The organism is Nonomuraea sp. WAC 01424, from assembly GCF_003947315.1.
GTDB lineage: Bacteria > Actinomycetota > Actinomycetes > Streptosporangiales > Streptosporangiaceae > Nonomuraea > Nonomuraea spiralis.
The window spans coordinates 949992-974419 of sequence record NZ_QHHZ01000001.1; the positions used below are offsets into that span (position 1 = coordinate 949992).

At 72.8% G+C, this 24428-nt stretch carries 25 protein-coding genes; 17 read left to right on the forward strand and 8 right to left on the reverse strand.

All coding sequences use genetic code 11. The annotated features are described in order from the left end of the window. The first annotated feature begins 13 nt into the window (after window positions 1–13). On the forward strand, window positions 14–961 hold the full coding sequence (locus DMB42_RS04525; protein ID WP_260477475.1) for a bifunctional adenosylcobinamide kinase/adenosylcobinamide-phosphate guanylyltransferase: 948 nt from the start codon (window positions 14–16) through the stop codon (window positions 959–961). 59 nt (window positions 962–1020) lie between these two features. Here the strand turns inward: DMB42_RS04525 and DMB42_RS04530 are convergent, their stop codons facing one another. Then, a complete protein-coding gene (locus DMB42_RS04530; RefSeq protein WP_125630815.1) occupies window positions 1021–1821 on the reverse strand; it encodes an ABC transporter ATP-binding protein in 801 nt (266 codons plus the stop codon). Window positions 1822–1856: 35 nt separating this feature from the next. On the opposite strand from DMB42_RS04530, the gene DMB42_RS04535 reads away from it, so the two are divergent. Continuing rightward, the gene (locus tag DMB42_RS04535) at window positions 1857–2600 is read left to right on the forward strand and encodes an adenosylcobinamide-GDP ribazoletransferase (protein ID WP_125630817.1); all 744 of its coding nucleotides are present in this window, start codon (window positions 1857–1859) and stop codon (window positions 2598–2600) included. A gap of 16 nt (window positions 2601–2616) precedes the next feature. On the opposite strand, the gene DMB42_RS04540 is transcribed toward DMB42_RS04535, so the two are convergent. Genes DMB42_RS04540 through DMB42_RS04550 form a run of 3 tightly spaced genes read right to left on the reverse strand, consistent with a single transcriptional unit; the run spans window position 2617 to window position 4810 of the window. Continuing rightward, entirely contained in the window at window positions 2617–3504 is an 888-nt protein-coding gene (locus DMB42_RS04540; RefSeq protein WP_125630819.1) for a CPBP family intramembrane glutamic endopeptidase, read from the reverse strand. Next, the gene (locus DMB42_RS04545; protein WP_125630821.1) at window positions 3501–4466 is read right to left on the reverse strand and encodes a DUF1648 domain-containing protein; all 966 of its coding nucleotides are present in this window, start codon (window positions 4464–4466) and stop codon (window positions 3501–3503) included. Before DMB42_RS04545 ends, DMB42_RS04540 begins: the two co-directional genes overlap by 4 nt. Continuing rightward, window positions 4463–4810, reverse strand: a complete 348-nt coding sequence (locus DMB42_RS04550) for a GntR family transcriptional regulator (RefSeq protein WP_125630823.1) — start codon at window positions 4808–4810, stop codon at window positions 4463–4465. The genes DMB42_RS04545 and DMB42_RS04550 overlap by 4 nt, the downstream gene beginning before the upstream one ends. A 106-nt stretch (window positions 4811–4916) precedes the next feature. On the opposite strand from DMB42_RS04550, the gene DMB42_RS04555 reads away from it, so the two are divergent. The 14 genes from DMB42_RS04555 (at window position 4917) to DMB42_RS04620 (ending at window position 19997) form a co-directional block, all read left to right on the forward strand. Next, window positions 4917–6383: a leucyl aminopeptidase gene (locus tag DMB42_RS04555; protein WP_125630825.1), complete on the forward strand. Its 1467-nt coding sequence runs from the start codon at window positions 4917–4919 to the stop codon at window positions 6381–6383. 51 nt (window positions 6384–6434) lie between these two features. Continuing rightward, window positions 6435–7799, forward strand: coding sequence for a dihydrolipoyl dehydrogenase (gene lpdA, locus DMB42_RS04560; protein WP_125630827.1), 1365 nt, complete (start codon window positions 6435–6437; stop codon window positions 7797–7799). A gap of 38 nt (window positions 7800–7837) precedes the next feature. Beyond that, window positions 7838–9280, forward strand: coding sequence for a 2-oxoglutarate dehydrogenase, E2 component, dihydrolipoamide succinyltransferase (gene sucB / locus DMB42_RS04565; protein WP_125630829.1), 1443 nt, complete (start codon window positions 7838–7840; stop codon window positions 9278–9280). 66 nt (window positions 9281–9346) lie between these two features. Then, window positions 9347–10240 carry a TIGR01777 family oxidoreductase gene (locus DMB42_RS04570; protein ID WP_125630830.1) on the forward strand — a complete coding sequence of 298 codons (894 nt, stop codon included), beginning with the start codon at window positions 9347–9349 and terminating at the stop codon, window positions 10238–10240. Window positions 10241–10276: 36 nt separating this feature from the next. Next, complete coding sequence (locus tag DMB42_RS04575) at window positions 10277–11014, forward strand: peptidase E (protein WP_125630832.1); 738 nt, start codon at window positions 10277–10279, stop codon at window positions 11012–11014. Between the two features lie 37 nt (window positions 11015–11051). Next, complete coding sequence (gene lipB / locus DMB42_RS04580) at window positions 11052–11744, forward strand: lipoyl(octanoyl) transferase LipB (RefSeq protein WP_125630834.1); 693 nt, start codon at window positions 11052–11054, stop codon at window positions 11742–11744. 57 nt (window positions 11745–11801) lie between these two features. Then, on the forward strand, window positions 11802–12785 hold the full coding sequence (locus DMB42_RS04585; protein ID WP_125630836.1) for a hypothetical protein: 984 nt from the start codon (window positions 11802–11804) through the stop codon (window positions 12783–12785). A gap of 42 nt (window positions 12786–12827) precedes the next feature. Next, window positions 12828–13757 carry a lipoyl synthase gene (gene lipA / locus DMB42_RS04590; protein WP_125630838.1) on the forward strand — a complete coding sequence of 310 codons (930 nt, stop codon included), beginning with the start codon at window positions 12828–12830 and terminating at the stop codon, window positions 13755–13757. A gap of 92 nt (window positions 13758–13849) precedes the next feature. Further along, complete coding sequence (locus DMB42_RS04595; protein WP_125630840.1) at window positions 13850–14806, forward strand: helix-turn-helix domain-containing protein; 957 nt, start codon at window positions 13850–13852, stop codon at window positions 14804–14806. A gap of 96 nt (window positions 14807–14902) precedes the next feature. Continuing rightward, the gene (locus DMB42_RS04600; protein ID WP_125630842.1) at window positions 14903–15286 is read left to right on the forward strand and encodes a VOC family protein; all 384 of its coding nucleotides are present in this window, start codon (window positions 14903–14905) and stop codon (window positions 15284–15286) included. Further along, a complete protein-coding gene (locus tag DMB42_RS04605; RefSeq protein ID WP_260477476.1) occupies window positions 15283–16086 on the forward strand; it encodes an alpha/beta fold hydrolase in 804 nt (267 codons plus the stop codon). Before DMB42_RS04600 ends, DMB42_RS04605 begins: the two co-directional genes overlap by 4 nt. 52 nt (window positions 16087–16138) lie before the next feature. Further along, window positions 16139–18496, forward strand: coding sequence for a glycoside hydrolase family 3 C-terminal domain-containing protein (locus DMB42_RS04610; RefSeq protein WP_185844454.1), 2358 nt, complete (start codon window positions 16139–16141; stop codon window positions 18494–18496). 56 nt (window positions 18497–18552) lie between these two features. Continuing rightward, window positions 18553–19233 (forward strand): DUF4191 domain-containing protein, encoded by a 681-nt coding sequence (locus tag DMB42_RS04615; RefSeq protein WP_125630848.1) that lies wholly within the window; start codon window positions 18553–18555, stop codon window positions 19231–19233. Continuing rightward, window positions 19233–19997 (forward strand): class I SAM-dependent methyltransferase, encoded by a 765-nt coding sequence (locus tag DMB42_RS04620; protein ID WP_125630850.1) that lies wholly within the window; start codon window positions 19233–19235, stop codon window positions 19995–19997. Before DMB42_RS04615 ends, DMB42_RS04620 begins: the two co-directional genes overlap by 1 nt. Here DMB42_RS04620 and DMB42_RS04625 read toward each other — a convergent pair. The 4 genes from DMB42_RS04625 to DMB42_RS04640 are packed head-to-tail and all read right to left on the reverse strand — an operon-like array spanning window position 19978 to window position 23231. Further along, window positions 19978–20916: a hypothetical protein gene (locus DMB42_RS04625; RefSeq protein WP_221761995.1), complete on the reverse strand. Its 939-nt coding sequence runs from the start codon at window positions 20914–20916 to the stop codon at window positions 19978–19980. The genes DMB42_RS04620 and DMB42_RS04625 overlap by 20 nt on opposite strands. Continuing rightward, complete coding sequence (locus DMB42_RS04630; RefSeq protein ID WP_260477477.1) at window positions 20913–21533, reverse strand: TetR/AcrR family transcriptional regulator; 621 nt, start codon at window positions 21531–21533, stop codon at window positions 20913–20915. Before DMB42_RS04630 ends, DMB42_RS04625 begins: the two co-directional genes overlap by 4 nt. A gap of 52 nt (window positions 21534–21585) precedes the next feature. After that, window positions 21586–22773 carry an MFS transporter gene (locus tag DMB42_RS04635; RefSeq protein ID WP_125630852.1) on the reverse strand — a complete coding sequence of 396 codons (1188 nt, stop codon included), beginning with the start codon at window positions 22771–22773 and terminating at the stop codon, window positions 21586–21588. Continuing rightward, window positions 22770–23231: an RDD family protein gene (locus tag DMB42_RS04640; protein ID WP_125630854.1), complete on the reverse strand. Its 462-nt coding sequence runs from the start codon at window positions 23229–23231 to the stop codon at window positions 22770–22772. Before DMB42_RS04640 ends, DMB42_RS04635 begins: the two co-directional genes overlap by 4 nt. Before the next feature lie 77 nt (window positions 23232–23308). Here DMB42_RS04640 and DMB42_RS04645 point away from each other — a divergent pair, with 77 nt between their 5' ends. Then, window positions 23309–24340: a hypothetical protein gene (locus DMB42_RS04645; RefSeq protein WP_125630856.1), complete on the forward strand. Its 1032-nt coding sequence runs from the start codon at window positions 23309–23311 to the stop codon at window positions 24338–24340. Window positions 24341–24428 lie beyond the last annotated feature (88 nt).

The window sequence follows — 24428 nt, forward strand, 5'->3', positions numbered from 1 at the left end:
CTTCGAGCTGGTCGTGGACGACGTCGCGCGGTTCCCGTTCAGCGGTGCCGGCGCGTTCGGCGGTGGGCTGGGGATGGTGTGTCCCGACGGCCGGGCGGTGTTGTGCCTGCCCCCTGGCCGCGAGCCCCCGGCCGGCGGCCCGGCCCGGTACGACGCGGTCGTGCTCGACCTGCTCGACCGCCCGCAGCGGCTCGGCGAGCTGCGCCGGGCGGGGCTGGTCGACGACCGGACCGTGGTGGTGGCCGCCTGGCTGGATCACCGCGTCCGGTCGGAGGAGGAGTTGGCCAGACGGCTACGGCTCTGGGGAGCGGTGACCGTACCGGACGGGACGGTGCTGGAGGGCGGTAGGGCGGAGGCCGTACCGGACGGGACGGTGCTGGAGGGCCGCAGGGCGGCAGCCGTACCGCATGGGACGGCTGCCGGGGGTGGTGGGCGGGAGGTGCCGGCGCGGCGGGTGTTGTTGCTCGGTGGGGCGAGGTCGGGCAAGTCGGCCGAGGCCGAGCTGCGGCTGGTGGCCGAGCCGTACGTCACCTATGTCGCCACCGGCGGCGACGGCGCGGCGGACGGCGAGTGGTCGGCGCGGGTACGGGCGCACCGGGAACGGCGGCCCGCCCATTGGGACACGCTCGAGACGACGGACCTGGCGGCGGTCATCGGGGCGGCCAGGACGCCGCTGCTGATCGACGGGCTGGGCACGTGGGTGGCGGCGGTGTTCGACGAGTGCGGGGCATGGGAGGGCGACCGTGCGCCCGTGGCGGCACGCTGCGCGGAGCTGGTCGCGGCCTGGCGTGCCACGCCGGTGCCGCTCGTGGCGGTCTCGGACGAGGTGGGGATGGGCGTGGTGCCCGCCACGTCCGCCGGACGGGCCTTCAGGGACGTCCTCGGCCGCCTCAACGAGCAACTGGCCGCCGAGTCCGAGTACGTCGCGCTGGTGGTCGCGGGACGCCCGCTGGAGCTCTGACCGAAGCCCCCGAAGCCCAAAGCTCGAAGCCAGAAACCCCGGAGCCGGAGCCGCAGGGGCTACGGGCGTACGGCTCGGGCGTACCAGCGGCCGTCGAGGCGGTCGACGGCCAGCGGGCGGCCGAAGCAGTCGGACAGGTTGTCAGGGGTGAGCACCTCCGACACCGGCCCGGCGGCCAGCACCCGGGCGTCGCGCATGAGCAGCGCGTGCGTGGTGGTCGCGGGCACCTCCTCCAGGTGGTGGGTCACCGTCACCGTGGTCAGGACCGGCCGGGTCTCGGCCAGGTGCTCGACGGCGGTGATGAGGTCCTCGCGCGCCGGCAGGTCGAGCCCGGCGAACGGCTCGTCGAGCAGCAGCACGGCCGGTTCGGCCATGAGCGCCCTGGCCACCCTGACCCGGGCCCGCTCCCCTTGGGAGCACACCCGGAACGGGCGTTCGGCCAGGTCCTTGCAGCCCAGGTCGGCCAGCAGGCGGGTGGCGCGCTCGCGTTCGGCGTCGCCGTACTTGTCCCACAGCGGGACGCTGGTGCCTGTGTGGCCGGTGAGGACGACGGTGTGGGCGGTGGCGCCCTCCTGCTCCATCAGCTCCTCGTCGATCAGCCGCTGGCTGGCCGCGACCAGGCCGATGTGGCGGCGCAGCTCCCGCAGATCGATCCGGCCGAGCCGGTGGCCGAGCACGCTGACCGTGCCCTCACTCGGGTGCCGCACCGCCCCCGCCAGCGAGAGCAGGGTGGTCTTGCCCGCGCCGTTGGGGCCGAGGATCACCCAGTGGTCGCCGTACGCCACCTGCCAGTCGATGCCGTCGAGCAGCGTTTTGCCGACAACCCGGACACCTACACCTTCGAGTTCAAGCACGTGCATTCCCGTCACATTAGTCGGCCCTAGGATCGGTCGTTATGCGGCTTGCTGAGCTGACCCATGGGTTGCGCTTCGCGATCGGCACGCTCAGCGCCGTTCCCGTACGGGTCGAACGGGTGGACCGGGAGGTCGCCGGGCGGGCCATGGTGGCGGCTCCCGCGGTGGGGCTGGCGCTCGGCGCGGCGGCCGGTCTGCCCCTGCTGCTCCCGGGACCGCCGCTGCTGGGCGCGGCGCTCGCGCTCGGGCTGCTGGCCGTGCTCACCCGCGGGCTGCACCTGGACGGGCTCGCCGATCTCGCCGACGGGCTGGGCAGCGGCAAGCCCGCCGCCGCGGCCCTCGACATCATGAAAAAGTCGGACATCGGGCCGTTCGGGGTGATGACGCTGGTCATCACGCTGCTCGTCCAGGCGGCGGCGCTGACCGGGACGGGCTACGCCGCCCTGGTGACCGCCTGCGTGGCCGGGCGACTGGCGCTCACCTGGGCCTGCCGGGCGAGCGTGCCCGCCGCGCGTCCCGGAGGGCTGGGGGCGATGGTCGCGGGCACCGTGAGCGATCTCGCGGCCTGGCTCACCACGCTGGCCGCCCTCGTGGTGACGGCCGGGGTGGGGCTGGCGACCGGGACGTGGGTCCCGCCGTTCGCGCTGGCGGCCGGGCTGGTGGCGGCGCTGCTGCTGCTCCGGCACGCCCGGCGGCGGCTCGGCGGCATCACCGGCGACGTGCTCGGCGCGCTGGTGGAGACCGGTACGGCGACCGCCCTCGCGGTGTCCGCGCTGGCGGCCTGACCCGTACGCGGGACGTTCAGCCGACCGGCTCCGGGGTGCGGGCCGGCAGGCGCCGGAGGAGGAACACGCAGAGCAGGGTGAGCGGGACCCAGCCGATCAGCCCGGTGAGCCCGGCCAGCGTGGTGTCGGGCGGGGCCGCGGCGTCGCCGAGCAGCAGCACCGCGGGCAGGACGGCGTTCAGCGACCCGTGCGCGACGACGCAGGGCCACACGCTGCCCGTACGCAGCCTGAGCCAGCCGATCGCGATGCCGGCCAGCACGCAGAAGCCGATGAACTGCAACGCCGCCCACGACCCGATGCTCGGGTAGTTGTAGCCGAGCAGGGTGAGCGGGGCGTGCCACAGGCCCCAGATCGCCCCGGACAGCGCCAGGCCGCCGAACGCGCCGTACGTCGAGGACAGCCGGGGCAGCAGCCAGCCACGCCAGCCCCACTCCTCGCCGAGCGAGGGCACGGCGTTCAGCACCGGGCCCACCAGCACGGCAATGGCGATCTGCAGGTAGAGGGCCGGGCCGGGGTTCGCGGGCGGCTGCACGCCCTGCGCCTCCAGCGCCGCGGCGAACAGGCTGAACCGGTCGAGGTCGAGCGGGAACAGCCCGACGGCGGTGCTGAGCCCGGCGCTGACGGCGATCAGCAGCGGCACGCCCAGCCAGGCGGCGAGGACGTACCGGCCGGTGCGTCCCTTGCGCTCGCCCAGCGTGAGGCCGGTCTCGGTGGCCCACCGCCGCCAGGGCGCGCGCGACAGCGCCCACACCCCGAGCACCCCGGCGGTGGGGGTGAACATCATGACCGCGGCCAGCCCCTTCGCCGCCGGCGAGCCGAGCCCGGCGCCGAGCCAGATGGGCAGCGCCACCAGCCAGGACAGGCCGAAGGCGAGGACGAGGTAGACGGCAAGTTGTCTTCTCATGACCGGGCACGCTCCGCGACGAGGGCATTGATGAGGGACGCGCCGCGCTCGGCGTCGTCGATGCTGATGGTCAGCCGGCCGCCGGACCGGTAGGCGAGGACCAGGCACTCGCCGCCGCGCAGCATGATGGTGGCCGCGCCGGGCAGGCCGCGGAAGCCCCATCCGCCGACCTCGCTCGGCCGGCGGTCCTCCGTCCAGGCCCGGTCGATCCTCGACAGCGGGATCCGGCGGGCCAGGACGCCGCGCGGGCCGAAGCCGATGACGACCGTGTCGTCGCCGGCCCGTACGGACAGTGTCGAGGTCGCCACCCCCGCGACCAGCACGATGACGGCACCGGGCAGGACCGACGCCATCGTCCCCGCCTCGACGACCCCGGCCAGGCGCAGCCCGCACAGCACGACGATCACCGCCGCGGCCGTAACCGCCAGCGCGACCAGCCACGGGTTGACCAGGTGGCTGACCCAGACCGTACGCCGGCCGGGACGCAGCCGCATGGCCGGGGGCGCCTGCACGCCCTCGACCGGGTCGGGCCCGCCCCTGCCGAGGTAGCCCGCGAGCACACCCGCGCCGGCGGAGGCGAGGACGACCAGCGCGACGTGGCCGCCGGGCAGGCCGGCGGCGCTCCAGTGGGGCACGTCGAGGTTGGCCGACACCGTGGACACCTCGGTGCCGAGCACCAGCGTGCCGCCGCCGAACAGCGCGCCCCACCAGAACATCCGGCCGTTCCTGCGGCGCATCGACCAGCCGCGCGCGGTGGCGGCCAGCATCGCGACCCACACCACGGTCCACACCGCCGCGACGGTGAGCACGTGGGTGTTGAAGGACGCCATGCCGTCGGGCCCCGACCCGTTCCAGTGGGTGGCCAGCGGATCGGGCAGCCGGTCGCGCAGCCCCATCGGGACCAGGACCAGGGCCGCGGTGACGACCGCGCCCCACATCGCGGCGACGATTCTGGGGTTCATGGCAGATCCTCCAAAATGGTGATGAGGTCCTCACGGCGGTAGCCGTGCTTCTTGGCCTCCTCCAGCAGCTCCCGGGCCCGCTGTACGAGCAGCGCGCGCCCGTCGGCCCGGCCCGCGACGCTGACCCCGCGCCCCCGCCGGAACTCCAGCAGCCCCTCGTCGCGCAGGTCGCGCAGCGCGCGCAGCACGGTGTTGGGGTTGATGCCGAGCGCCCTGGCCAGGTCGCGGGCAGGGGGGAGGCGTTCTCCAGGGGCGTAGGAGCCCTCTCCGATGGCGCGGCGGATGGCGCCGGCCACCTGTTCATGGAGGGGACGTGCGTCGTTGAGGTCGAGAGCGAGCAGCATGATGCTAATGACACTAGCACCATGTCGCATAACGGGCCCGACCTGCGATTTGTAGGATGAACCCCTGTTTGTGAGTACGCAGAAACCGTGGATAGCATCGGTTTACGTGACCACTGTGCGGTTGAACTCAGCAGACCCAGTCTCCGTCGACACCGACGCGTTGATCGTCGGCTTCCGGCCCGGCCAGAACGGCCCCCGCCTCACGGGCGCTGAGTCCCTTGACGCGGCCTTCGGCGGCAACCTCGCCGCCTCCCTCAGCTCCGTCGGCTTCTCCGGCAACCCCGGAGAGCTGGCCAAGCTCCCCACGTTCGGCGCCATCGCGGCCCCGGTGCTCGTCGCCGTCGGCCTGGGCGACTCGCCGGATCTCGAGTCCCTCCGCCGCGCCGCGGGCGCCGCCGTCCGGTCGCTCGCCGGCACCGGCCGCGCCGCGCTGGCCCTGCCCGCCGACGACGCCGCGCAGGCCGAGGCCGTCGCGCTGGGCGCGCTGCTCGGCGCCTACGGCTTCGCCCGCTACCGTACGGGTGAGGACCAGAAGGCCCCGGTCTCCGAGATCACGGTCCTGTCGGGGCAGTCCGACTCCGTGGCCGAGCGGGCCGGTGTGCTGGCCGAGTCCGTCGCGCTGGTCCGCGACCTGGTCAACACTCCGCCGTCCGACCTGTGGCCGGCCAAGTTCGCCGAGATCGCCGAGCAGGAGGGCGCCAAGACCGGGCTGACCGTCGAGGTGCTCGACGAGAAGCAGCTCAAGGACGGCGGCTACGGCGGCCTCATCGGCGTCGGCCAGGGCTCGGTCAACCCGCCGCGCCTGGTCCGCGTCTCCTACAACCACCCCGACGCCGCCAAGACGCTGGCGTTCGTGGGCAAGGGCATCACCTTCGACTCCGGCGGCCTGTCGCTCAAGCCGTCCGCCTCAATGGACTGGATGAAGTCCGACATGGGCGGCGCGGGCGCGGTGCTCGGCGCGCTGATCGGCATCGCCAGGCTCAGCCTGCCGGTCAACGTCGTCGGCTACCTCTGCCTGGCCGAGAACCTGCCGAGCGGCACCGCCCAGCGTCCCTCCGACGTCATCCACAGCTACAGCGGCAAGACGGTCGAGGTGCTCGACACCGACGCCGAGGGCCGCCTGGTGCTCATGGACGGCATCGCGCGCGCCGCCGAGGACTCCCCCGACCTGATCGTGGACATCGCCACGCTGACCGGCGCGCAGATCGTCGCGCTCGGCTGGCGCACGTCCGGGGTCATGTCCAACGACGACGCCGTCAGGGAGCTGGTCGTCGAGGCCGTGGCCGCCGCGGGCGAGGGCGCCTGGGGCATGCCGCTGCCCGAGGAGCTGCGCAAGGGCCTCGACTCGCCGGTCGCCGACATCGCGAACCTCCACCCCGAGCGCTTCGGCGGCATGCTGACCGCGGCCATCTTCCTCAAGGAGTTCGTGCCCGACGGGGTGCGCTGGGCCCACATCGACATGGCCGGACCGGCGTTCAACAAGGGCGAGCCGTACGGCTACACCCCCAAGGGGGGCACCGGCGCGATCACCCGCACCCTCATCGGACTCGCAGAGCGGCACGCGAGCATCTGAAACAAATGAAAAGATGACGGCATCACGAACACCCCGACAAGGAGCTTTCCTGTGGCCTATGACATCGTCGTCCTAGGTGGCGGCAGCGGCGGTTACGCCTGTGCGCTCCGGGCGGCCGAGCTGGGCAAGTCGGTCGTCCTGATCGAGAAGGACAAGATCGGCGGCACCTGCCTCCACAGGGGATGCATCCCCACGAAGGCCCTGCTGCACTCGGCGGAGGTCGCCGACGAGACCCGCGAGAGCGCGTCCTTCGGCGTCAAGGCGAGTTTCGAGGGCATCGACGTCCAGGGCGTGCACGCGTTCAAGGACAAGATCGTCACGCGGGCCTGGAAGGGCGTCCAGGGCCTGCTCAAGGGCGCGGGCGTGACGATCGTCGAGGGCGAGGGCCGGCTGGTGGGCCCGCGCAGCGTGCAGGTGGGCCAGGAGGTCTACGAGGGCGCCAACCTCGTGCTGGCCACCGGCTCGGCCCCGCGCACGCTGCCCGGTCTGGAGATCGACGGCGAGCGGGTCATCACCAGCGAGCACACGCTGCGGATGGACCGCGTGCCGTCGTCGGTGATCGTCCTGGGCGGCGGGGTGATCGGCGTCGAGCTGGCCAGCGTCTACCGCTCCTTCGGCGCCGAGGTCACCATCGTCGAGGCGCTGCCGCACCTGCTGCCGACCGAGGAGGAGTCCAGCTCCAAGCTTCTGGAGCGGGCCTTCCGCCGCCGCGGCATCAAGTACGAGCTGGGCGTCTTCTTCGACTCGGCCAAGACCACCGAGACCGGTGTCGTCGTCACCCTGGCCAACGGCAAGACCCTCGACGCCGAGATCCTGCTCGTCGCGGTCGGCCGGGGCGCGGTGTCGTCCGGCATGGGCTTCGAGGAGCAGGGCGTGGCCGTCGAGCGCGGCGCGGTCGTGTTCGACGACCACTGCCGCACCTCGGTCCCGGGCGTCTACGCCATCGGCGACCTGATCCCCACGCTGCAGCTCGCGCACGCCGGGTTCGCCGAGGGCATCCTGGTGGCCGAGCACATCGCCGGCCTCAACCCGCCGCCGATCGACTACGCCGGCGTGCCCCGCATCACCTACTCCGACCCCGAGGTCGCCTCGGTCGGCATCACGTCGGCGCAGGCGGCCGAGCGCGGCATCGAGATCGTCGAGCAGGTCTACGACCTCGCGGGCAACCCCAAGAGCCAGATCCTCGGCACCTCCGGGGCGGTGAAGGTGATCGCCCAGAAGGACGGCCCGGTCGTCGGTGTCCACATGGTGGGCCGACGCATCGGCGAGCTCGTCACGGAGGGCCAGCTGATCTACAACTGGGAGGCGCTGCCCGCAGAGGTCGCCCAGCTCATCCACGCACATCCGACCCAGTCCGAGGCAGTCGGTGAGGCGATGCTGGCCCTGGCCGGCAAGCCGTTGCACGTACACAACTAGTCCAGCCCTCGAGATCAGAACGCGAGAGAAGAATAACGATGCCGGTCTCCGTACAGATGCCCCAGCTCGGCGAGAGCGTGACCGAGGGCACGGTAACCCGTTGGCTGAAGAAGGAGGGCGAGCGCGTCGAGGCCGACGAGCCGCTCCTCGAGGTCTCGACCGACAAGGTCGACACCGAGATCCCGTCGCCTTCCGCGGGTGTCCTCACCAAGATCGTCGTGGCTGAGGACGAGACGGTCGAGGTCGGCGCCGAGCTCGCCATCATCGACGAGAACGCCGACACCGGCGCCGCCGCCCCGGCCCCGCAGGCCGCTCCGGAGCCCGAGCCGCAGCCCGAGCCCGCCCCGGCTCCGGCGCCCCCGGTCTCCTCCATCCCGCAGCCGGCACCGGCCCAGGCCGCGCCGCCGCAGCCCGCGCCCCAGCAGGCCGCTCCGGCTCCGGCCCCGCAGCCGTCGCCGGTCGCGACCACGCCAGCCGCCGAGCCCACGCCGCTGCCGTCCTCGGGCGACAGCCCCTACGTGACGCCGCTGGTGCGCAAGCTCGCCAACGAGCACGGCGTCGACCTCGACGCGATCAACGGCACCGGCGTCGGCGGCCGCATCCGCAAGCAGGACGTGCTGGAGGCCGCCAAGTCCCAGCGCGAGCAGGCCGCGCCGGCCGCCGCCGCGCCCGCCGCCCAGCCCGCCGCCGCGCCGGCTCCGGCCGCCGCCCAGGCGCCGGTCGCCGCCGCTCCCGAGCCGGTCGAGGTCGACACCACGCTGCGCGGCCGTACGGAGAAGATGACGCGGCTGCGTCAGACCATCGCCAAGCGCATGGTCGAGTCGCTGCAGACCGCTGCGCAGCTCACGTCGGTCGTCGAGGTCGACGTCACGAAGATCGCCCAGCTCCGGGCGCGGGCCAAGGACGACTTCTTCCGCCGCGAGGGCGTGAAGCTGACCTTCACCCCGTTCTTCGCGATGGCCACCGTCGAGGCGCTCAAGCAGCACCCGAAGCTCAACGCCACGATCAACAACGAGACCAACGAGGTCACGTACTTCGACGTGGAGAACCTGGGCATCGCGGTCGACACCGAGCGCGGCCTGCTCGCGGCGGTCGTCAAGAACGCCGGCGACCTCAACCTCGCCGGCATCGCCCGCAAGGTCACCGATCTGGCCGAGCGCACCCGTAACAACCAGGTGACGCCCGACGAGATCACCGGCGGCACGTTCACGCTGACCAACACCGGCAGCCGTGGCGCGCTGTTCGACACGCCGATCCTCAACCAGCCGCAGGTGGGCATGCTCGGCACCGGCGCGGTCGTCAAGCGGCCCGTCGTGCTCGACACGCCCGAGGGCGAGGTCATCGCGGTGCGGTCGATGGTCTACCTGGCGCTGACCTACGACCACCGCCTGGTCGACGGCGCCGACGCCGCCCGCTTCCTGACGACGATCAAGCGTCGCCTGGAGGAGGGCCGCTTCGAGGCCCAGCTCGGGCTCGCGTAGTCATCGCGGACAAAGGCCGGGCGGCTCCTTCCGGGGGCCGCCCGGCCTTTGGCGTACTGTGGGGCCATGGCGATCATCGTGACCGGGGCCTCCGGCCTGCTCGGCACGGCGCTGGTCGGGGCGCTGCTGGACGAGGGGCGCGAGGTCGTCCGTCTGGTCCGGCGGCAGCCCGCGGGGCCGGGAGAGGCGTTCTGGGACCCGGCGGCGGGGGCGATCGACCGGGCCGCGCTCGAAGGGGCCGAAGGCGTGGTCCACCTGGCCGGGGCCTCGGTCGGCGACCGGCGCTGGACTGCGGCCTACAAGACCGAGCTGGTGCGCAGCCGGGTGGAGGGCACCCGGCTGCTCGTCGACGCGCTGCGCGCCCTCGACGCCCTGCCCGCGGTGCTGCTGTCGGCCTCCGGGGTCGACTTCTACGGCGACACGGGCAGCCGGGAGATCGACGAGGGCCAGGGCAGGGGCAAGGGTTTCCTGGCCGAGTTGTGCGAGCGCTGGGAGCGGGAGGCCGAGCGGGCCGGGGAGGCCGGGATCCGGGTCGCGCGCCTGCGTACGGCGATGGTGCTGAGCCGGCACGGCGGGGCGCTCGGCCGCATGTTGCCGATCTTCCGCATCGGGCTCGGCGCGCCTTTGGGGACGGGCCGGCAGTACTGGTCGTGGATCTCCCAGGACGATTGGGTGGCCGCCGCCCTACATATCCTGAAAAATCGGGAAATCTCAGGGCCGGTGAATCTCGGCTCGCCTTCTCCGGTCACCAATGAGGAATTCACCCGAACTCTCGGTAAATGCCTGCGTAAAGGCACTGTGCCCATGCCGGTTCCGGCGTTCGCCCTGTCCATGGGCGTGGGGGAATTCGCCCGCGCGGGCCTGCTGCCGAGCCATCGGATGATTCCGCGGAAGCTGCTTGACAGCGGTTACGGCTTCACGCATACGCGTCTCGACGAGGCGCTGAGGGCCGTACTGTAGGGTGCCGTTCGTCCTTCAGCACGCAGGAGATCCGACATGAGCAGGTCAGGACAGTCACACATTCTGGCGATCGGGGGCGGGTCGTTCCGTCAGAGCGAGCGCCACAACTTCATCGAGGCGAGCGGCCTGCTGCGGTACGGCCTCGACCTGACCGGCCAGGACCGCCCCAAGCTCGGTCTGGTGGCCACGGCCCTCGGCGACTCCTCCGACTGGCTGCTGAAGATGTACGGCGCGTTCTCCAGCTGGGACGTCGAGTTGAGCCATTTGACCGTGTTCCCCATGCCCAACGTTGAGGATCCGCGGTCCTGGGCGCTGGAACAGGACATGATCTACGTCAGCGGCGGCAGTGTGGCCAACCTGATGGCGTTGTGGCGGCTGCACGGCCTCGACGAGGTCTTCGAGGAGGCCTGGCGGGCGGGTGTGGTGCTGGCCGGGCAGAGCGCGGGCGCCCTGTGCTGGCACGTGGGCGGCAACACCGACTCCTTCGGCCCCGGGCTGCGGCCGTGGGCCGACGGGCTGGGCCTGCTGCCGTACTCGTGCGGGGTCCACTACAACGCCGAGCCGCAGCGCCGCCCGCTGTTGCAGGAGTCGGTGGCCTCGGGCGAGCTGCCCGGCGGTTACGCCGCCGACGAGGGCGTCGCCCTCCACTACGTGGGCACCGAGTTCATCCAGGCGGTCACGGTCGACCCCGCCGCATACGCGTACAAGCTGGAGTACGACGGCGCCACGGGCGTCAAGGAGTTCAGGATCGAGCCACGCCTGTTGACCCCCTGATTACCCTGACTGGGTGAGGGAACGGCACAATAGGCTCATGCGCCCCACCCACGGGGACGATCCCCACGCGCTCGCCGTCGTCCGCCTCGGTGTCGACGTCCCCTACGAGCAGGCCTGGTCGCTGCAGCGCTGGATGCACGCCAAGCGGATCGCCGGCGAGCTGGGCGACGCGGTCCTGATCCTTGAGCACGCGCCCGTCTACACCGCGGGCAGGCGCACCCTGCCCGCCGACCGCCCCGCAGACGGCACGCCCGTCGTCGACGTCGACCGGGGCGGCCGGGTCTCCTGGCACGGCCCCGGCCAGCTCGTCGCGTACCCGATCGTCGGCGTGGCCGACGTGACCCGGTACATCTGCGCCCTGGAGGAGACGATGATCCAGGTGTGCGCCGACTTCGGCGTCACCGGCCGGCGGGTGCCGGGGCGTCCGGGGGTGTGGGCGGCGGGCGACGTCAGCCTGGGGCTGCCCGACCGGCAACTCGGCGCGGTCGGCATCCGCGTCGCGCGCGGCGTGACGATGCACGGCTTCGCCCTCAACTGCGCCAACGACCCCAGGTGGTTCAACCGGATCGCGCCGTGCGGGCTGACCGACGCGGGGGTCTCCTCGCTGTCGGCGGAGACCGGCCGCCGGATCGTGGTCGAGGAGGTCGTGCCGATCGCCGAGAAGCGGCTGGCCGAGGCGCTGGGCATGGAGCCGTACGACCTGCATGAGGAGGACCTGCTGCGCAGGTGACCGAATCGGCATCGGACAGCGGTCAAACCTGGATCTTTCCGGCCTACCATCGCGAGTGTGAAGCGTTTAGCCGCTCTTGTTCTCGCGCTGCTGGTTCACCTGCTCACGCTGGCCTTCCTCGCGCTCGGGGCCTGGGCCGTGCTGGCGCATCTCGACTCCCTGATCGGGTGGCTGCTCGGCGACCTGAGCCTGGCCGTGGGCTGGGCGCTGCGGCCGCGCCTGGCCCGCCTGCCCGCCGACGCCGAGGTGCTCGACCGCGCCGCCGCCGGTGAGCTGTACACCCTGGCCGACCGCGTGGCCGACCGGGCCCGCGTCAAGAGGCCGCGCAAGGTCGCGGTCAGGGACCTGGCCACCGAGACGGTCTACGACCATGTGGGCGTGCTGCGGACCCCGGTGCTGGTCATCGGGCTGCCGCTGTGGCTGGCCCTGCCGCCGCGGCAGCGGGTGGCGCTGCTGGCCACCGCGTACGCCCGGAAGCCGGCCGGCGAGGAGCTGGTCGTGGATGGCGCCCTGTTCACGCTGGCCGCCTGGCACGACGCGCTGCTCGGGTCGAACGTGCCGCTGAAGGTCAGGGAGGAGGCCCAGACCACGATCGCCAGGTCGTCCCTGAGCGCGCTCGACCATCCGGGCACGACGTACGAGGCGATGGGGATCTTCGGCCGGTTGATCGCCCGAGTGCTGGGCGGGCCCGTGCTGCTCGCCGAGTACGCGCTGACCGGGCTGGCCCGCGCCGGGCGGCCCCGTACCGAGGAGCGGCGGGAGGCGATCGCGCGGCGGGTCGTGTCCGAGGCCGAGCTGACCGAGCTGCGGGACGTTGCCGCAGGCGGCTACCTGGCGCCCATCCAGGCGGCGGCGCTGCGCGGCGAGAGCGTCACCGCGATCCGGCAGGGCGCGCTGGCCCGCCACCGGCTCACCGCCGACGGCGTGCTCACCTCCGCGCCCCACTCCGAGCTGCTGGGCACGGCCGCGTCCGCGCTGATCGACGAGGAGCTGCTGCGCCACTACACCCGGGCGATCCGCGGGTTCGGCCTCATCACCTGACCCTCGAACGGTCCGGCTCGCGGGCGGACGTAAGCTGGACGGGTGACCGTTGCTCCTGAAGGCCGAAAGCTCCTCCGCCTGGAGGTGCGTAACGCCGAAACCCCTATCGAGCGCAAGCCCCCGTGGATCAAGACCAAGCTGAAGACGGGCCCCGAATACACCGAGCTGAAATCGCTCGTGCGCCGGGAGGGCCTGCACACGGTCTGTGAAGAGGCGGGCTGTCCCAACATCTACGAGTGCTGGGAAGACCGCGAGGCGACCTTCCTCATCGGCGGCGACCAGTGCACCCGCCGGTGCGACTTCTGCCAGATCGACACGGGCAAGCCCAAGGAATACGACCGTGACGAGCCGCGCCGGGTCGCCGAGTCCGTCCAGCAGATGGGCCTGCGCTACGCGACCGTGACCGGCGTGGCCCGCGACGACCTGCCCGACGGCGGCGCCTGGCTCTACGCCGAGACCGCGCGCCAGATCCACTCCCTGCTGCCGGGCTGCGGCGTCGAGCTGCTGGTGCCCGACTTCAACGGCAACCGCGAGCAGCTGGAGGAGGTCTTCTCCAGCAAGCCCGAGGTGTTCGCCCACAACGTGGAGACCGTGCCGCGCATCTTCAAGCGCATCCGCCCGGCCTTCCGCTACGAACGCTCGCTCGGTGTGATCACGACGGCCCGCGAGGCCGGTCTGGTCACCAAGTCCAACCTGATCCTGGGCATGGGCGAGACGCGCGAGGAGATCGTCGAGGCGATGCGCGACCTCCACGCCGCGGGCACCGACCTGCTGACGATCACCCAATACCTGCGGCCGACGCCGCGCCACCACCCGGTGGAGCGCTGGGTCAAGCCGGAGGAGTTCGTCGAGCTGCAGGCCGAAGCCGAGGCGATCGGGTTCGCCGGGGTGCTGTCCGGCCCGCTGGTGCGCTCGTCCTACCGCGCGGGCAGGCTCTACCAGCAGGCCATCGAGGCCCGCCAGAGCGCCTGACCCCCGCGTCAGCAGGAGCCCCGGGCCTGGATTGCCCGGGGCTTCTCGCGTCCCTACCATGGCCGCAGCGGCCGAGGGAGGGACGAGGGGCGATGGCGACCGTGATCCGCACGAGCGACCTGCCCGCCCGCAGCCGGCACGACGCCTGGCGCGACGTCGTCTGCGACACGCTCGGCCCGCCCGACCTGCGCATCGACCTCGACGCGCCGCTGCGGGGCGAGATCGAGCTCGGGCAGCTCGGCCCGGTGGGCGTGGGCCGGGTCGCCACCACCACGCCGCACAGCGTCCACCGTACGGCGCGGCTGATCCACCGCGACAACCCCGAGCTCTACCGGGCCGTGCTGGCCGTCTCGGGCGAGCCGGTGCTGCGCCAGGACGGCCGTGAGATCCGCCTGGCCAAGGGCGAGTTCGCGATCTACGACTTCACCCGGCCCTACGAGGTGGCCTACGACGCGGCCGTGCGGCTGGCGGTGTTCAGCTTCCCGCACGAGCTGCTGCCCCTGCCCCACCGCGACGTCGCCCGGCTGACCGCGGTCCCCGTCTCGGCGAGTTCCGGCGCCGGGGCCCTGGCCGTGCCGCTGTTGCGCCGGGTCGCCACGGACCACGACGAGTACACCCCGGCCAGCGCGGCCCGGCTGGCGACGGTGGTGATGGACCTGGTCACCACGGCCCTGGCCGAACGCGCCGAGCAGGGTGAGGCGGTGCCGGAGGACGCCCGCCGCCGTACGCTGCTGCTGCGCGTACGCGCCTTCATCGACCAGCGTCTGGGGTGGGGCGACCTCGATCCCGTCATGGTGGCCGCCGCCCATCACGTATCGGTGCGTTACCTGCATCGGCTGTTCGAGTCCGAGAACACGACGGTGGCCGCCTGGATCAGGCACCGGCGTCTTGAGCGCTGCCGCGCCGACCCGCTCGCCGCCCGTCACCTGACGGTGAGCGAGGTGGGTGCCCGGTGGGGGCTGCCCGACGCGGCCCACTTCAGCAGGCTGTTCAAGCGCGCGTACGGGTTGCCGCCCGCCGAGTTCCGCCGTGCCCATCCCGTGCGCTGAACGTCAACTCCCCTGGCGCTGTGATCCAAGACGCGCGGGGCGGCCCGCAGCAGACTGAGGGTGTCGCAAATCCCCTCTGAAGCGAAGGACCAGGACATGCAGCTCTTCGTCAACCTCCCGATCAAGGACCTCGACCGGTCGGAGAAGTTCTTCACCGAGCTCGGCTTCACGATGTTCGGCATGGCCGAGGGCATGGCCTCGGTGATCATCAGCGAGCAGACGCAGGTGATGCTGCTCACCGAGCCCACGTTCGCCACGTACGTGAGCAAGGAGATCTCCGACGCCACCACCAGCACCGAGGCGATCCTGGTGCTCGGCATGGAGAACCCGGCCCAGCTGGACGAGCTGGTCGACAAGGCGCTCGCGCTGGGCGCCACCCCGGCCGGCACGCCGCAGGAGGGCGGGTTCCGCTACCAGCGCGGCTTCGCCGACCTCGACGGCCACCACTGGGAGGCGCTCTGCCTGGTCCAGCCCGCGTGAGCGGCCCGATCAGCGGCGCCGTCACCTCGGCGGACGGCACCGTGCTGGCCTTCGACTCCTGCGGGGCCGGGCCGGCGGTCGTGCTGGTCAACGGCGCGTTCGGCGACCGGGCGCACCCGGCGCTGGCAGGCGTGGCCGCCGCCCTGTCGCCCTGGTTCACGGTGGTCAACTACGACCGCCGGGGCCGGGGCGGCAGCGGCGACACCCTCCCGTACGCGGTCGAGCGGGAGGTCGAGGACCTGGCGGCGGTGATCGGCGCGGCGGGCGGTACGGCCATGGTGTTCGGCGGCTCGTCCGGGGCGGCGCTGGCGCTGGAGGCCGCCGCGAGCGGTCTCGGCATCACCCGGCTGGCGGTGTGGGAGCCGCCGTACCACGTGGACGACAGCGCTCCCCCGCTGCCGGACGACTTCGCCGAGCGGCTCGCGGCGCTGGTCGACGCGGGCGAGTGGGAGGAGGCGGTCGAGCGGTTCATGGTGGCGGCGGCGCAGGTGCCGGTCGAGGCCGTGGCGGCGATGCGGGCGGATCCGTCCTGGCCGTACCTCAAGGGCGTGGCGCGCACGCTGGCCTACGAGGCGGCCGTGCTCGGGCCGGGCAACCGGCTGCCGGGCGCGCGGCTGGCCGCGATCACGCGGCCGGTGCTCGTGCTCAGCGGGGAGCGCAGCCCCGGGTGGATGGCGGCGGCGGCCCTGGCGGTCGCGGCGGCCGTGCCGGGGGCGCGGCACCGGGTGCTGGAGGAGCAGGCCCACGCCGTGACGGCGGAGGCGCTGGTGCCCGAGTTGCTGGAGTTCTTCGCCCGCTGACAGGTTTTGTGCAACGTAAAGGTCACAAACCTATCGAGTACTCGGTTTTCTGATGAACACTGTTGCCGTGGAACTCGACGAACTGATCAACCGGCTCGACCTCGCCACCAAGATCCGTCTGCTCACCGGGGCCGACATGTGGTCCCTCCCGCCGGTCCCCGAGATCGGCCTCGACCGGCTCGTGATGAGCGACGGCCCGATCGGCGTACGCGGCGAGCAGTGGACCTCCGCCGACCCGTCGATCGCGCTGCCCAGCGCGACCGCGCTCGCCGCGACCTGGGACGTGGACCTCGTCCGGCGGGCCGGGGCGCTGCTGGCCCAGGAGGCCCGGCGCAAGGGCGTGCACGTGCTGCTCGCGCCCACGATCAACCTGCACCGCTCCCCGCTCGGCGGCCGGCACTTCGAGTGCTTCTCGGAGGACCCGTACCTGACGGGCGAGATCGGCGCGGCGTACGTGGAGGGCGTGCAGGAGGGCGGCGTGGCCACCACGCCCAAGCACTTCGTGGCCAACGACTTCGAGACCGACCGCTTCACCGTCGACGTCGAGGTCGGCGAGAAGGCGCTGCGCGAGGTCTACCTGCGGCCCTTCGAACGGGTGGTACGGGCCGGCGCCTGGGGCCTGATGACGGCCTACAACTCGGTGAACGGCACCACCATGACCGAGCACTCCGGCCTGGTCAACGACGTGCTGAAGGGCGAGTGGGGGTTCGACGGGTTCGTCGTGTCCGACTGGACGGCCGTGCGCAGCACCGAGGCCGCCGCCATGGGCGGCACCGACGTGGCCATGCCCGGCCCGTTCGGACCGTGGGGGGACAAGCTGGAGGCCGCCGTACGGGAGGGGCGGGTGCCCGAGTCGGTGATCGACGACCGGGTTCGGCGCATCCTGCGGCTCGCCCGGCGCACGGGCGCGCTCGGCGGCGGCGACCGGCCCGAGCCCGGCGTGATCGACGGCGTCGCGCTGGCCCGCGAGGTGGCCGTACGCGGGTTCACGCTGCTCGCCAACGACGGCGTGCTGCCCCTGCGGGACGTGCGCACGCTGGCGCTCATCGGCTCGGCCGCCGGCGAGGCTCGGGTCATGGGCGGCGGCAGCGCCCAGGTCTTCCCCGACCGGGTGGTCTCCCCACTGGACGGGCTGCGCGGGCTGGAGGGCGTCGAGGTGCGCCACGCCCTCGGCACCGACCCGCGGGTCCGCCTGTCCCCGCTGGCCTGCCCGGCCGTGGCGCAGTTCCTCGACGAGGACGGCGGCCTGCTGGCCGAGCACCCGCTGGCGGCGGCCGAGGCCCGGTGGGTCGGGCAGCTCCCGCCGGACGTGGACGGCGAACGCCTCAAGGCCGTACGGCTGCGGGCGTCGTACACGCCGGGCAAGGGGGGCCGGCACGAGCTGTCGGTGGCCGGGGTGGGGCCGTTCACGGTCACGGTGAACGGCGAGACCGTCTTCGACCAGGCGATCGAGCTGGAGGGCGGCGACCCGGCGGCCGCGTTCCTGTCGCCGCCGGAGCGGCGGTTCGCGGTGGAGATGGCCGCGGGCGAGCCGTACGAGCTGAGCGTGACGCATCCGGCGGGGGCCTTCGGCGGCATGGCGTTCGTGGCGTACACGCTGGGGCACGCCGATCCGATGCCGGGGCCGGACGAGCTGATCGCCGAGGCCGTACGGCTGGCGGCGGACAGCGACGTGGCCGTGGTCGTGGCCTCGACCACGCCGGAGGTGGAGAGCGAGGGCTTCGACCGCGCGAACCTCCGGCTGCCCGGCCGCCAGGACGAGCTGATCCGCGCCGTGGCCGCGGCCAACCCGCGCACGGTGGTCGTCGTCAACGCGGGCTCGCCGGTCGAGATGCCGTGGGCGGAGGAGGTCGCGGCCGTGCTGCTGACCTGGTTCCCCGGGCAGGAGGCCGGGACGGGGATCGCCGCCGTGCTGTCCGGCCGGGCCGAGCCCGGCGGCCGCCTGCCCACCACCTGGCCCACGACCCTCCAGGACGCGCCCGTCGTGAACGTGACGCCCGTGGACGGCGTGGTGGCCTACGACGAGGGCGTGCACATCGGTTACCGGGCCTGGGAGCGTTCGGGGCGGGCTCCGGCGTTCTGGTTCGGCCACGGGCTCGGCTACACGACCTGGAGCTACGACTCGATCGCCGCCGAGGGCGACACCGTGACCGTGGCGCTGACCAACACCGGCGACCGCTTCGGCCGCGAGGTCGTGCAGATCTACGCCTGCCGGGGCGGCGAGCGCTGGCTGGCCGGGTTCGACGTGGTCGAGGCCGAGCCGGGGCAGACCGTGATCACGACCGTCTTCCTGCCCGAACGCGCCTTCCAGGTGTGGGAGGACGGCTGGCGTACGGTCGAGGGCGAGTACACGCTGCGGGCATCGCACCACGTCGCGGACCCGAGGCTGTCGATCACGGTGAAGATCTAGCGAAAAGGCCAGGCGCATTTTCCATAGTGCACCAGTTGGTTTGTATCCTTCTGAGCATGGCAAAGTCCGAGGATCCAGAGAAGCCGGGGCGCATCAAGCAGCTCCGCATGATCGCGCAGATCATCAAGCAGGCCAATCCCAAGGGGATGCCGATCGTCTTCCTCTCGGCGGTGGGCACGCTGGCTGTGGTCGTCGTGATCGGCCTGGTCACGGACTACCTGTGGTATTCGGTGTTCATCGGCGTCCTGGCCGCGCTCACCGTCGGGCTGGTCGTCTTCGGCCAGCTCGCCCAGAAGGCCCAGTACTCGATCCTGCACGGCCAGACCGGCGCCGCCGCCGCGGTGTTGCAGGGCATGCGGGGCAACTGGCAGGTCACCCCGGCCATCGCCGTCAACCGTGACCAGGACCTGATCCACCTCGTCGTCGGCTTCCCGGGGGTCGTGCTGGTCTCCGAGGGGCCCGGCAACCGGGTGGCCAAGATGCTCGCGGCCGAGAAGAAGCGGGTCGCGCGCGTGGTGCTGGGCGTCGAGATCTACGACATCCAGTGCGGCGACGGCGAGGGCCAGGTCCCGATCAGCAAGCTCCAGCGGCACATCATGAAGCTGCCGCGCAACCTGAAGAAGCCCTCGGTCAACGAGGTCAAGGACCGGCTGCGCTCGCTGCCGAAGAACCTGCCGATGCCCAAGGGCCCGATGCCCAAGGGCGCCCGCATGCCGCGCGGCCCGAAGATGCGCTAGTGCTGTCGGTCTCCTCGCGGGCCAACCGCCACTGGTGGGACGGCAACGCCGACGACTACCAGGTCGAGCACGGCGAGTTCCTGCGGGACACCGGGTTCGTCTGGTGTCCCGAGGGCGTCGACGACGCCGACGCGCACCTCCTGGGCGAGGTGCGCGGCCGGCGTGTGCTGGAGATCGGCTGCGGCGCGGCGCAGTGCGCGCGGTGGCTGGTCACGCAGGGCGCGCGGGTGACCGCGTTCGACATCTCCCACCGGCAGCTGCGCCACTCCCGGCGCATCGACCTCGACACCGGCCTGCACGTGCCCGTGGCGCAGGCCGACGCCGAGTCGCTGCCGTACGCGAGCGGGGCCTTCGACCTGGCGTGCTCGGCGTACGGGGCGCTGCCGTTCGTGGCCGATCCGCTGGCGGTCTTCCGCGAGGTGCGCAGGGTGCTCAGGCCCGGCGGCCGGTTCGTGTTCTCGGTGAGCCACCCGATCCGGTGGGCCTTCCCCGACGACCCGGGCCCGCGCGGGCTCACCTCCGACCGGTCCTACTTCGACCGTTCGCCGTACGTCGAGCACGACGACGACGGCGTCCCCGCCTACGTCGAGCACCACCGCACGATGGGCGACTGGATCGGCCTGCTGGCCGCCTCAGGGCTGACCCTGACCGGCCTGCTGGAGCCGGAGTGGCCGCAGGGGCACGAGCGGGCGTGGGGCGGCTGGAGCCCGCTGCGCGGCCGGCACATCCCCGGCACGGCCATCTTCACCTGCGCGAATACCTAGCCGCCAGCGCGGCGAAGACCTCCTTGGGCTCCCAGCGGGTCTCGTCGAGCATCCTGACCACGCCGTAGGAGCCGAGGTCGGCCGCGCCGCGCCGGTTGTATCCGGCGAAGGTGAACCAGAACGCCGCGTCCAGGCCCTCGGCCTCGAAGACGTCGAGCAGTTCGTCCAGGTAGCGGACCTGCTCGCCCTCGTCGGGCACGGCCCCCTCGGGCACGACGTACGCCGACCCGCCCCGCTCCCCCGCGCCCTTGTAGGCGCACGTGCCGAACTCGGTGGCGGCGACCGGCTTGCCGTGGGCGAAGTGGGCGCGCAGTTCCTCGGCGAAGCCGCCGGCGTTGTAGGCGGCCCGGTAGGCGTCGACGCCCACGATGTCGAAGGGCGTCCAGTCGATCAGCTCCCAAGGGCCCGACGCGTACGTGAGCCGGCCGCCGAACTTGGGCCTGACCACCGCGGCGGCCTCACCCAGGAAGGCGTTGAAACGCGGCACGATCTCGGCCAGCGACTGCCACCACGCCAGGTCGGCCGTCATCATGGCCTCCAGGCGCTCGCCATAGGTGGCGCCGGGGATGAAACCGTGGCAGAAGGCGCTGGACTCGCAGCCGATGACGAGCACGACCTCCGCGCCGGTCCGGCGCAGGGCCTCGGCGCGATCGGCGCAGTCGGCGTAGAGGGCGACGGCCTCCTCGGGGGTGGCGTCCACGGGGAAGGGCGCGAACCACACCTCCAGCCCGGCCGCCGCCGCCCGTTCGGCCGCGACGGTCAGCCGTCCGGGGTCGCCGCCGGAGACGCGGACGGCCGTGCAGTGGAGCTCGTCGGCGATCACCCGCATCTCGCGGGCGACGACGTCGGGGTCGAACACCGGCCGGGTGAGCTGGGGGCCGTTCAGGAAACCCGTATCGTAATTGATCCCTTTTTTCACGATTTTTCCTTTTTTATGGATGAGAAGCCGTATTCGAGGAGGTCGAAGGCTGTTTCGACGTCCCTGGCCAGGAGCCGTCCCGCCTCCTCCAGCGGGACCCCGGCGGCGAGCCGCTGGAAGAACGACTCCTGGAGCGTGGTGATCGCGGCGGTGATCTGGCCGGCCATGAGCTGGGCCGTCACGTCCTCGGCGGGCACGCCCGCCGCCTCGGCCAGCGCGGCGGCCAGCTCGTGGCGCGCCCCCGCGTGGGTCTGGTGGACGGCGGCCAGCAGCGCCGGGTTGGCCGCGATCACCCGGACCCTGGTCAGCAACTCCTCGACGTCCACCTCCCGCGCGCCGGCCATCGACCGGTAGTGCTCGCGCAGCGCGCCGAGCGGCGAGCGCCCTTCCCCGCGCCCCGCCACGATCGCGGCCGTGTCGTCCTTGACGCCGTCGAGGGCCAGGCACTCCTTGCTGGGGAAGTACGCGAACAACGTGACCTTCGCGACCCCGGCCGCCTCGGCGATCTCGTTGACCGTCACCGCGTCGTAGCCGCGCTCGGCGAACAGCCGCATCGCCGTCTCCGCGATGCGCCGCCGGGTCTGCTCCTTCTTGCGCTCCCTGAGCCCCGCCATCATGCGACCCACAATAACCGTACCGAGTATGTTTTCAAACCCGGTACGGGTTTTTTCACTCCGCAGTGCTCATCGGCGCGCGGGCGGGGAGCCCGGCGGTGGCGGCGAGCATGGCGGCGCTGAGCGAGAAGACCCCGAGCACGCCGGTCGCGCCGGCCACCACGCCGGCCAGGGCCGGGACCAGCACCTGGCCCAGCCGGTTGCCGGTCAGGCGCAGCGCGAGCGCCGTGCCGCGCTCCCCCGCCCTGGCCCGGCCGGCCACCCACGACAACGTCAGCGGCTGGCCCAGCCCCAGCGCGAACCCCATCAGCGCCACCACCGGCACGGCGGCGGCCGGCCCGCACAGGGGCAGGGCGGCGACGGTGACCGCGGCGACGACGGTGCTGGTCACGAGGACGGCGCGGCGGCCGTACCGGAGGACCAGGCGTTCCATGGCGAGCCTGCTCGCCATGGTGGTGGCGGCCCGCAGCGCGAGCAGCGCGCCGACCGCGACCACCCCGGCGCCGCGGCTCTCCCCCCAGGCCGGCAGGTACGCCAGCACCAGGTCGATCGTGGAGACGGTGGCCAGGCTGGTGAGCAGGGCCTGCCACATGCCCTCCTGGCCGAGCGTGCCCCGCAGCGGGAAACGCCGGCCCGCGGCCCGCTCCCGTACGGCGCCCCCGCCCGCGGACGGCAGGCTCGCCAGCCCCGCCACCAGCCCGAACCCGGCCGCCACGACCAGCGCGGGCCCGACGCCTGCCGCCTCCCCCCGAGAGGCGAGCGTGCCGCCCGCCACCAGGGCCGCCGCGGCCGGTCCGGCGAGCTGGCCGAGCGAGGTGAACACCGTGAAACGCGCGTAGGCGCGGTCGTGACCGCCCGCGGCCACCCGGTTGGCGATGACGGCCTGCTGGGCCACGACGGACAGCAGGTGCCCGAGCCCGAACAGCGCGTTGAGCAGCACCAGCGCCCACAGGGAACGGGCCACGGCCAGCGCCAGGGCGCTGCCGGTGATCAGCGCGGCGCCCAGCAGCGCGGCCCCGCGCTCGCCGGAGGCGTCCACCCAGCGGCCGACGGAGACGGCCGCGAAGAGCGGCAACAACGAGAACCCGGCGGTGATGAGCCCGATGCCGAGGTTGCCCGCGCCGATCTCGATGGCCCGGTAGCTCACCATCGGCCGGGCCGCGAACGTGGCCGCCTGCACGCACACCGCCGCCACCATGAGCGGCCCGAACCACCGGCCCGAACCGGCCCGGGGGTTCGTCACATCCGGACGACCACGGTGTTGGACACCCGGTCGTGCACGCCGCGGTGGTCGCGGTCCCAGATCAGCGCCGGCAGGGCCAGGCCCAGCAGCACGGTACGCACCAGCACGGGCAGCAGGCGCGGGGCGCCGCCGTCCATGGCGGCGACGCGGATGCCGGCCAGGCGGTGGCCGAACGTCTGGCCCATGAAGCCGACGAGCAGCAGGTATTGGAGCGCGAAGACCAGGACGGGCGCCCACGGGGACTCGGCCGGGTTCATCCTGAGCAGCAGTTGCACGACGACCCAGGTGCAGATCATCCAGTCGATCACCAGGGCGGCGATCCTGCGCCCCCATCCGGCGACCGATCCGCTGCCCTCCTCGGGCAGTCCGAGGCGCTCCCCCGGGTAGCCGAGATCGATCCCGGCCGAGCGGAGGCCGCCCAGCCAGGTCTGCGTCCACCGGGGCTCGTTGCTGCTCATGCCTTCAACGGTATCCGGCCCCCGGGCCGGTCGGCATCGTGACCCAACCGCGCTCTGCCGTCGCCATCATGGTCGCCATGCCACACGGGGATGACCTTGACGCGCGCTTCAACGAGGTGGTCGCGCAGATAGGAGAGGACGAGCGCCGCAGGATGCGGTCCGCCGCCGCCAAGGCGGCCAAGGAGGGCGCGACCAGGCAACGCGCGCCAGGCGGACCGGGCGGACCAGGCCCGCGCGGGTCACGTCCGGGGCGCCCGCCCGCCGACCGCGCGCCGCGCCGGCTCGGCCGGTCGTCGGTCGTCCTGATCATGTTGTGCGCGCTCGTGGGCGCCGCCGGGATCATGATCACGTACCGGCCCGACCTGCTCGGCGCGAACCCGGGCCTGGAGGGCGTGCCGGTCCTCGCCGACCCCGTGCCGGCGGCCGACCCCTTCGCCGGCTCGCCCGCCGAGAAGTACGCCGACGGCGCAGCGGGTTTCGTGATGCCCGAGGCGAAGGCGCTGGGCGGCCTGTCGAAGGCGGACGTGGCGGGCGGCCTGAAGCGTACCCGCGCGCTGCTGGCGGCGGCCCTCCTCGACCGCAAGACGCTTCTGGGGGGCCGCCCCACGGCCTTCGCCCGGCTGCTCGACCCCGGGCAGCGCGAGAGGTTCTACGAGGAGCTGGGCGGCAAGCCCTACGACAGCCGCTACATGGTCACCAGCTTCGCCCCGCGCAGCGCCGACCTGGCCACCGACGTGATCAAGGTCAACGGCGCCGCCCGCCTGGACACCTTCCGCGAGGGCGGGCGGCACGGCGTCAAGATCGACGTGAACTACCTGGTCGCCTACGCGGTACGCCGCCCCGGCGCGCCGTCCACCACCATGCGCCTGGTCGCGCACCTCTCCGGCGAGGTGCAGCTCTACCGCTCCGGCGGCAGGACGGCCCTGTTCGTGAACTGGTCGATGAGCCCGACCCCGGCCAGTTGCGACACCCACGACGGTTTCATCCACCCCGTCTACGCCGACGACCCGCCCGGCACCGTCACGGCGACGGGCCCGCCCATCGACCCCTACGACCTGGCGGACCGGCCGCGCTCCGGCGAGGGCTGCGACACGGCCCAGGGGACGTGACCTTGCGTAACACATGCGAAACAATCGAGACACCGTATGGAAACGGCCTCGGCCTAGCGTCGGCATGATGGCCAGTCCCTCAGGGAGG

Excerpts from the sequence above, each read along its gene's own strand:
- DMB42_RS04530 (WP_125630815.1), bottom strand. The coding sequence starts at position 1,821 with ATGCACGTGCTTGAACTCGAAGGTGTAGGTGTCCGGGTTGTCGGCAAA.
- DMB42_RS04535 (WP_125630817.1), top strand. The coding sequence starts at position 1,857 with ATGCGGCTTGCTGAGCTGACCCATGGGTTGCGCTTCGCGATCGGCACG.
- DMB42_RS04540 (WP_125630819.1), bottom strand. The coding sequence starts at position 3,504 with ATGAGAAGACAACTTGCCGTCTACCTCGTCCTCGCCTTCGGCCTGTCC.
- DMB42_RS04545 (WP_125630821.1), bottom strand. The coding sequence starts at position 4,466 with ATGAACCCCAGAATCGTCGCCGCGATGTGGGGCGCGGTCGTCACCGCG.
- DMB42_RS04550 (WP_125630823.1), bottom strand. The coding sequence starts at position 4,810 with ATGCTGCTCGCTCTCGACCTCAACGACGCACGTCCCCTCCATGAACAG.
- sucB (WP_125630829.1), top strand. The coding sequence starts at position 7,838 with ATGCCGGTCTCCGTACAGATGCCCCAGCTCGGCGAGAGCGTGACCGAG.
- DMB42_RS04570 (WP_125630830.1), top strand. The coding sequence starts at position 9,347 with ATGGCGATCATCGTGACCGGGGCCTCCGGCCTGCTCGGCACGGCGCTG.
- DMB42_RS04575 (WP_125630832.1), top strand. The coding sequence starts at position 10,277 with ATGAGCAGGTCAGGACAGTCACACATTCTGGCGATCGGGGGCGGGTCG.
- lipB (WP_125630834.1), top strand. The coding sequence starts at position 11,052 with ATGCGCCCCACCCACGGGGACGATCCCCACGCGCTCGCCGTCGTCCGC.
- DMB42_RS04595 (WP_125630840.1), top strand. The coding sequence starts at position 13,850 with ATGGCGACCGTGATCCGCACGAGCGACCTGCCCGCCCGCAGCCGGCAC.
- DMB42_RS04600 (WP_125630842.1), top strand. The coding sequence starts at position 14,903 with ATGCAGCTCTTCGTCAACCTCCCGATCAAGGACCTCGACCGGTCGGAG.
- DMB42_RS04610 (WP_185844454.1), top strand. The coding sequence starts at position 16,139 with ATGAACACTGTTGCCGTGGAACTCGACGAACTGATCAACCGGCTCGAC.
- DMB42_RS04615 (WP_125630848.1), top strand. The coding sequence starts at position 18,553 with ATGGCAAAGTCCGAGGATCCAGAGAAGCCGGGGCGCATCAAGCAGCTC.
- DMB42_RS04630 (WP_260477477.1), bottom strand. The coding sequence starts at position 21,533 with ATGATGGCGGGGCTCAGGGAGCGCAAGAAGGAGCAGACCCGGCGGCGC.
- DMB42_RS04640 (WP_125630854.1), bottom strand. The coding sequence starts at position 23,231 with ATGAGCAGCAACGAGCCCCGGTGGACGCAGACCTGGCTGGGCGGCCTC.
- DMB42_RS04645 (WP_125630856.1), top strand. The coding sequence starts at position 23,309 with ATGCCACACGGGGATGACCTTGACGCGCGCTTCAACGAGGTGGTCGCG.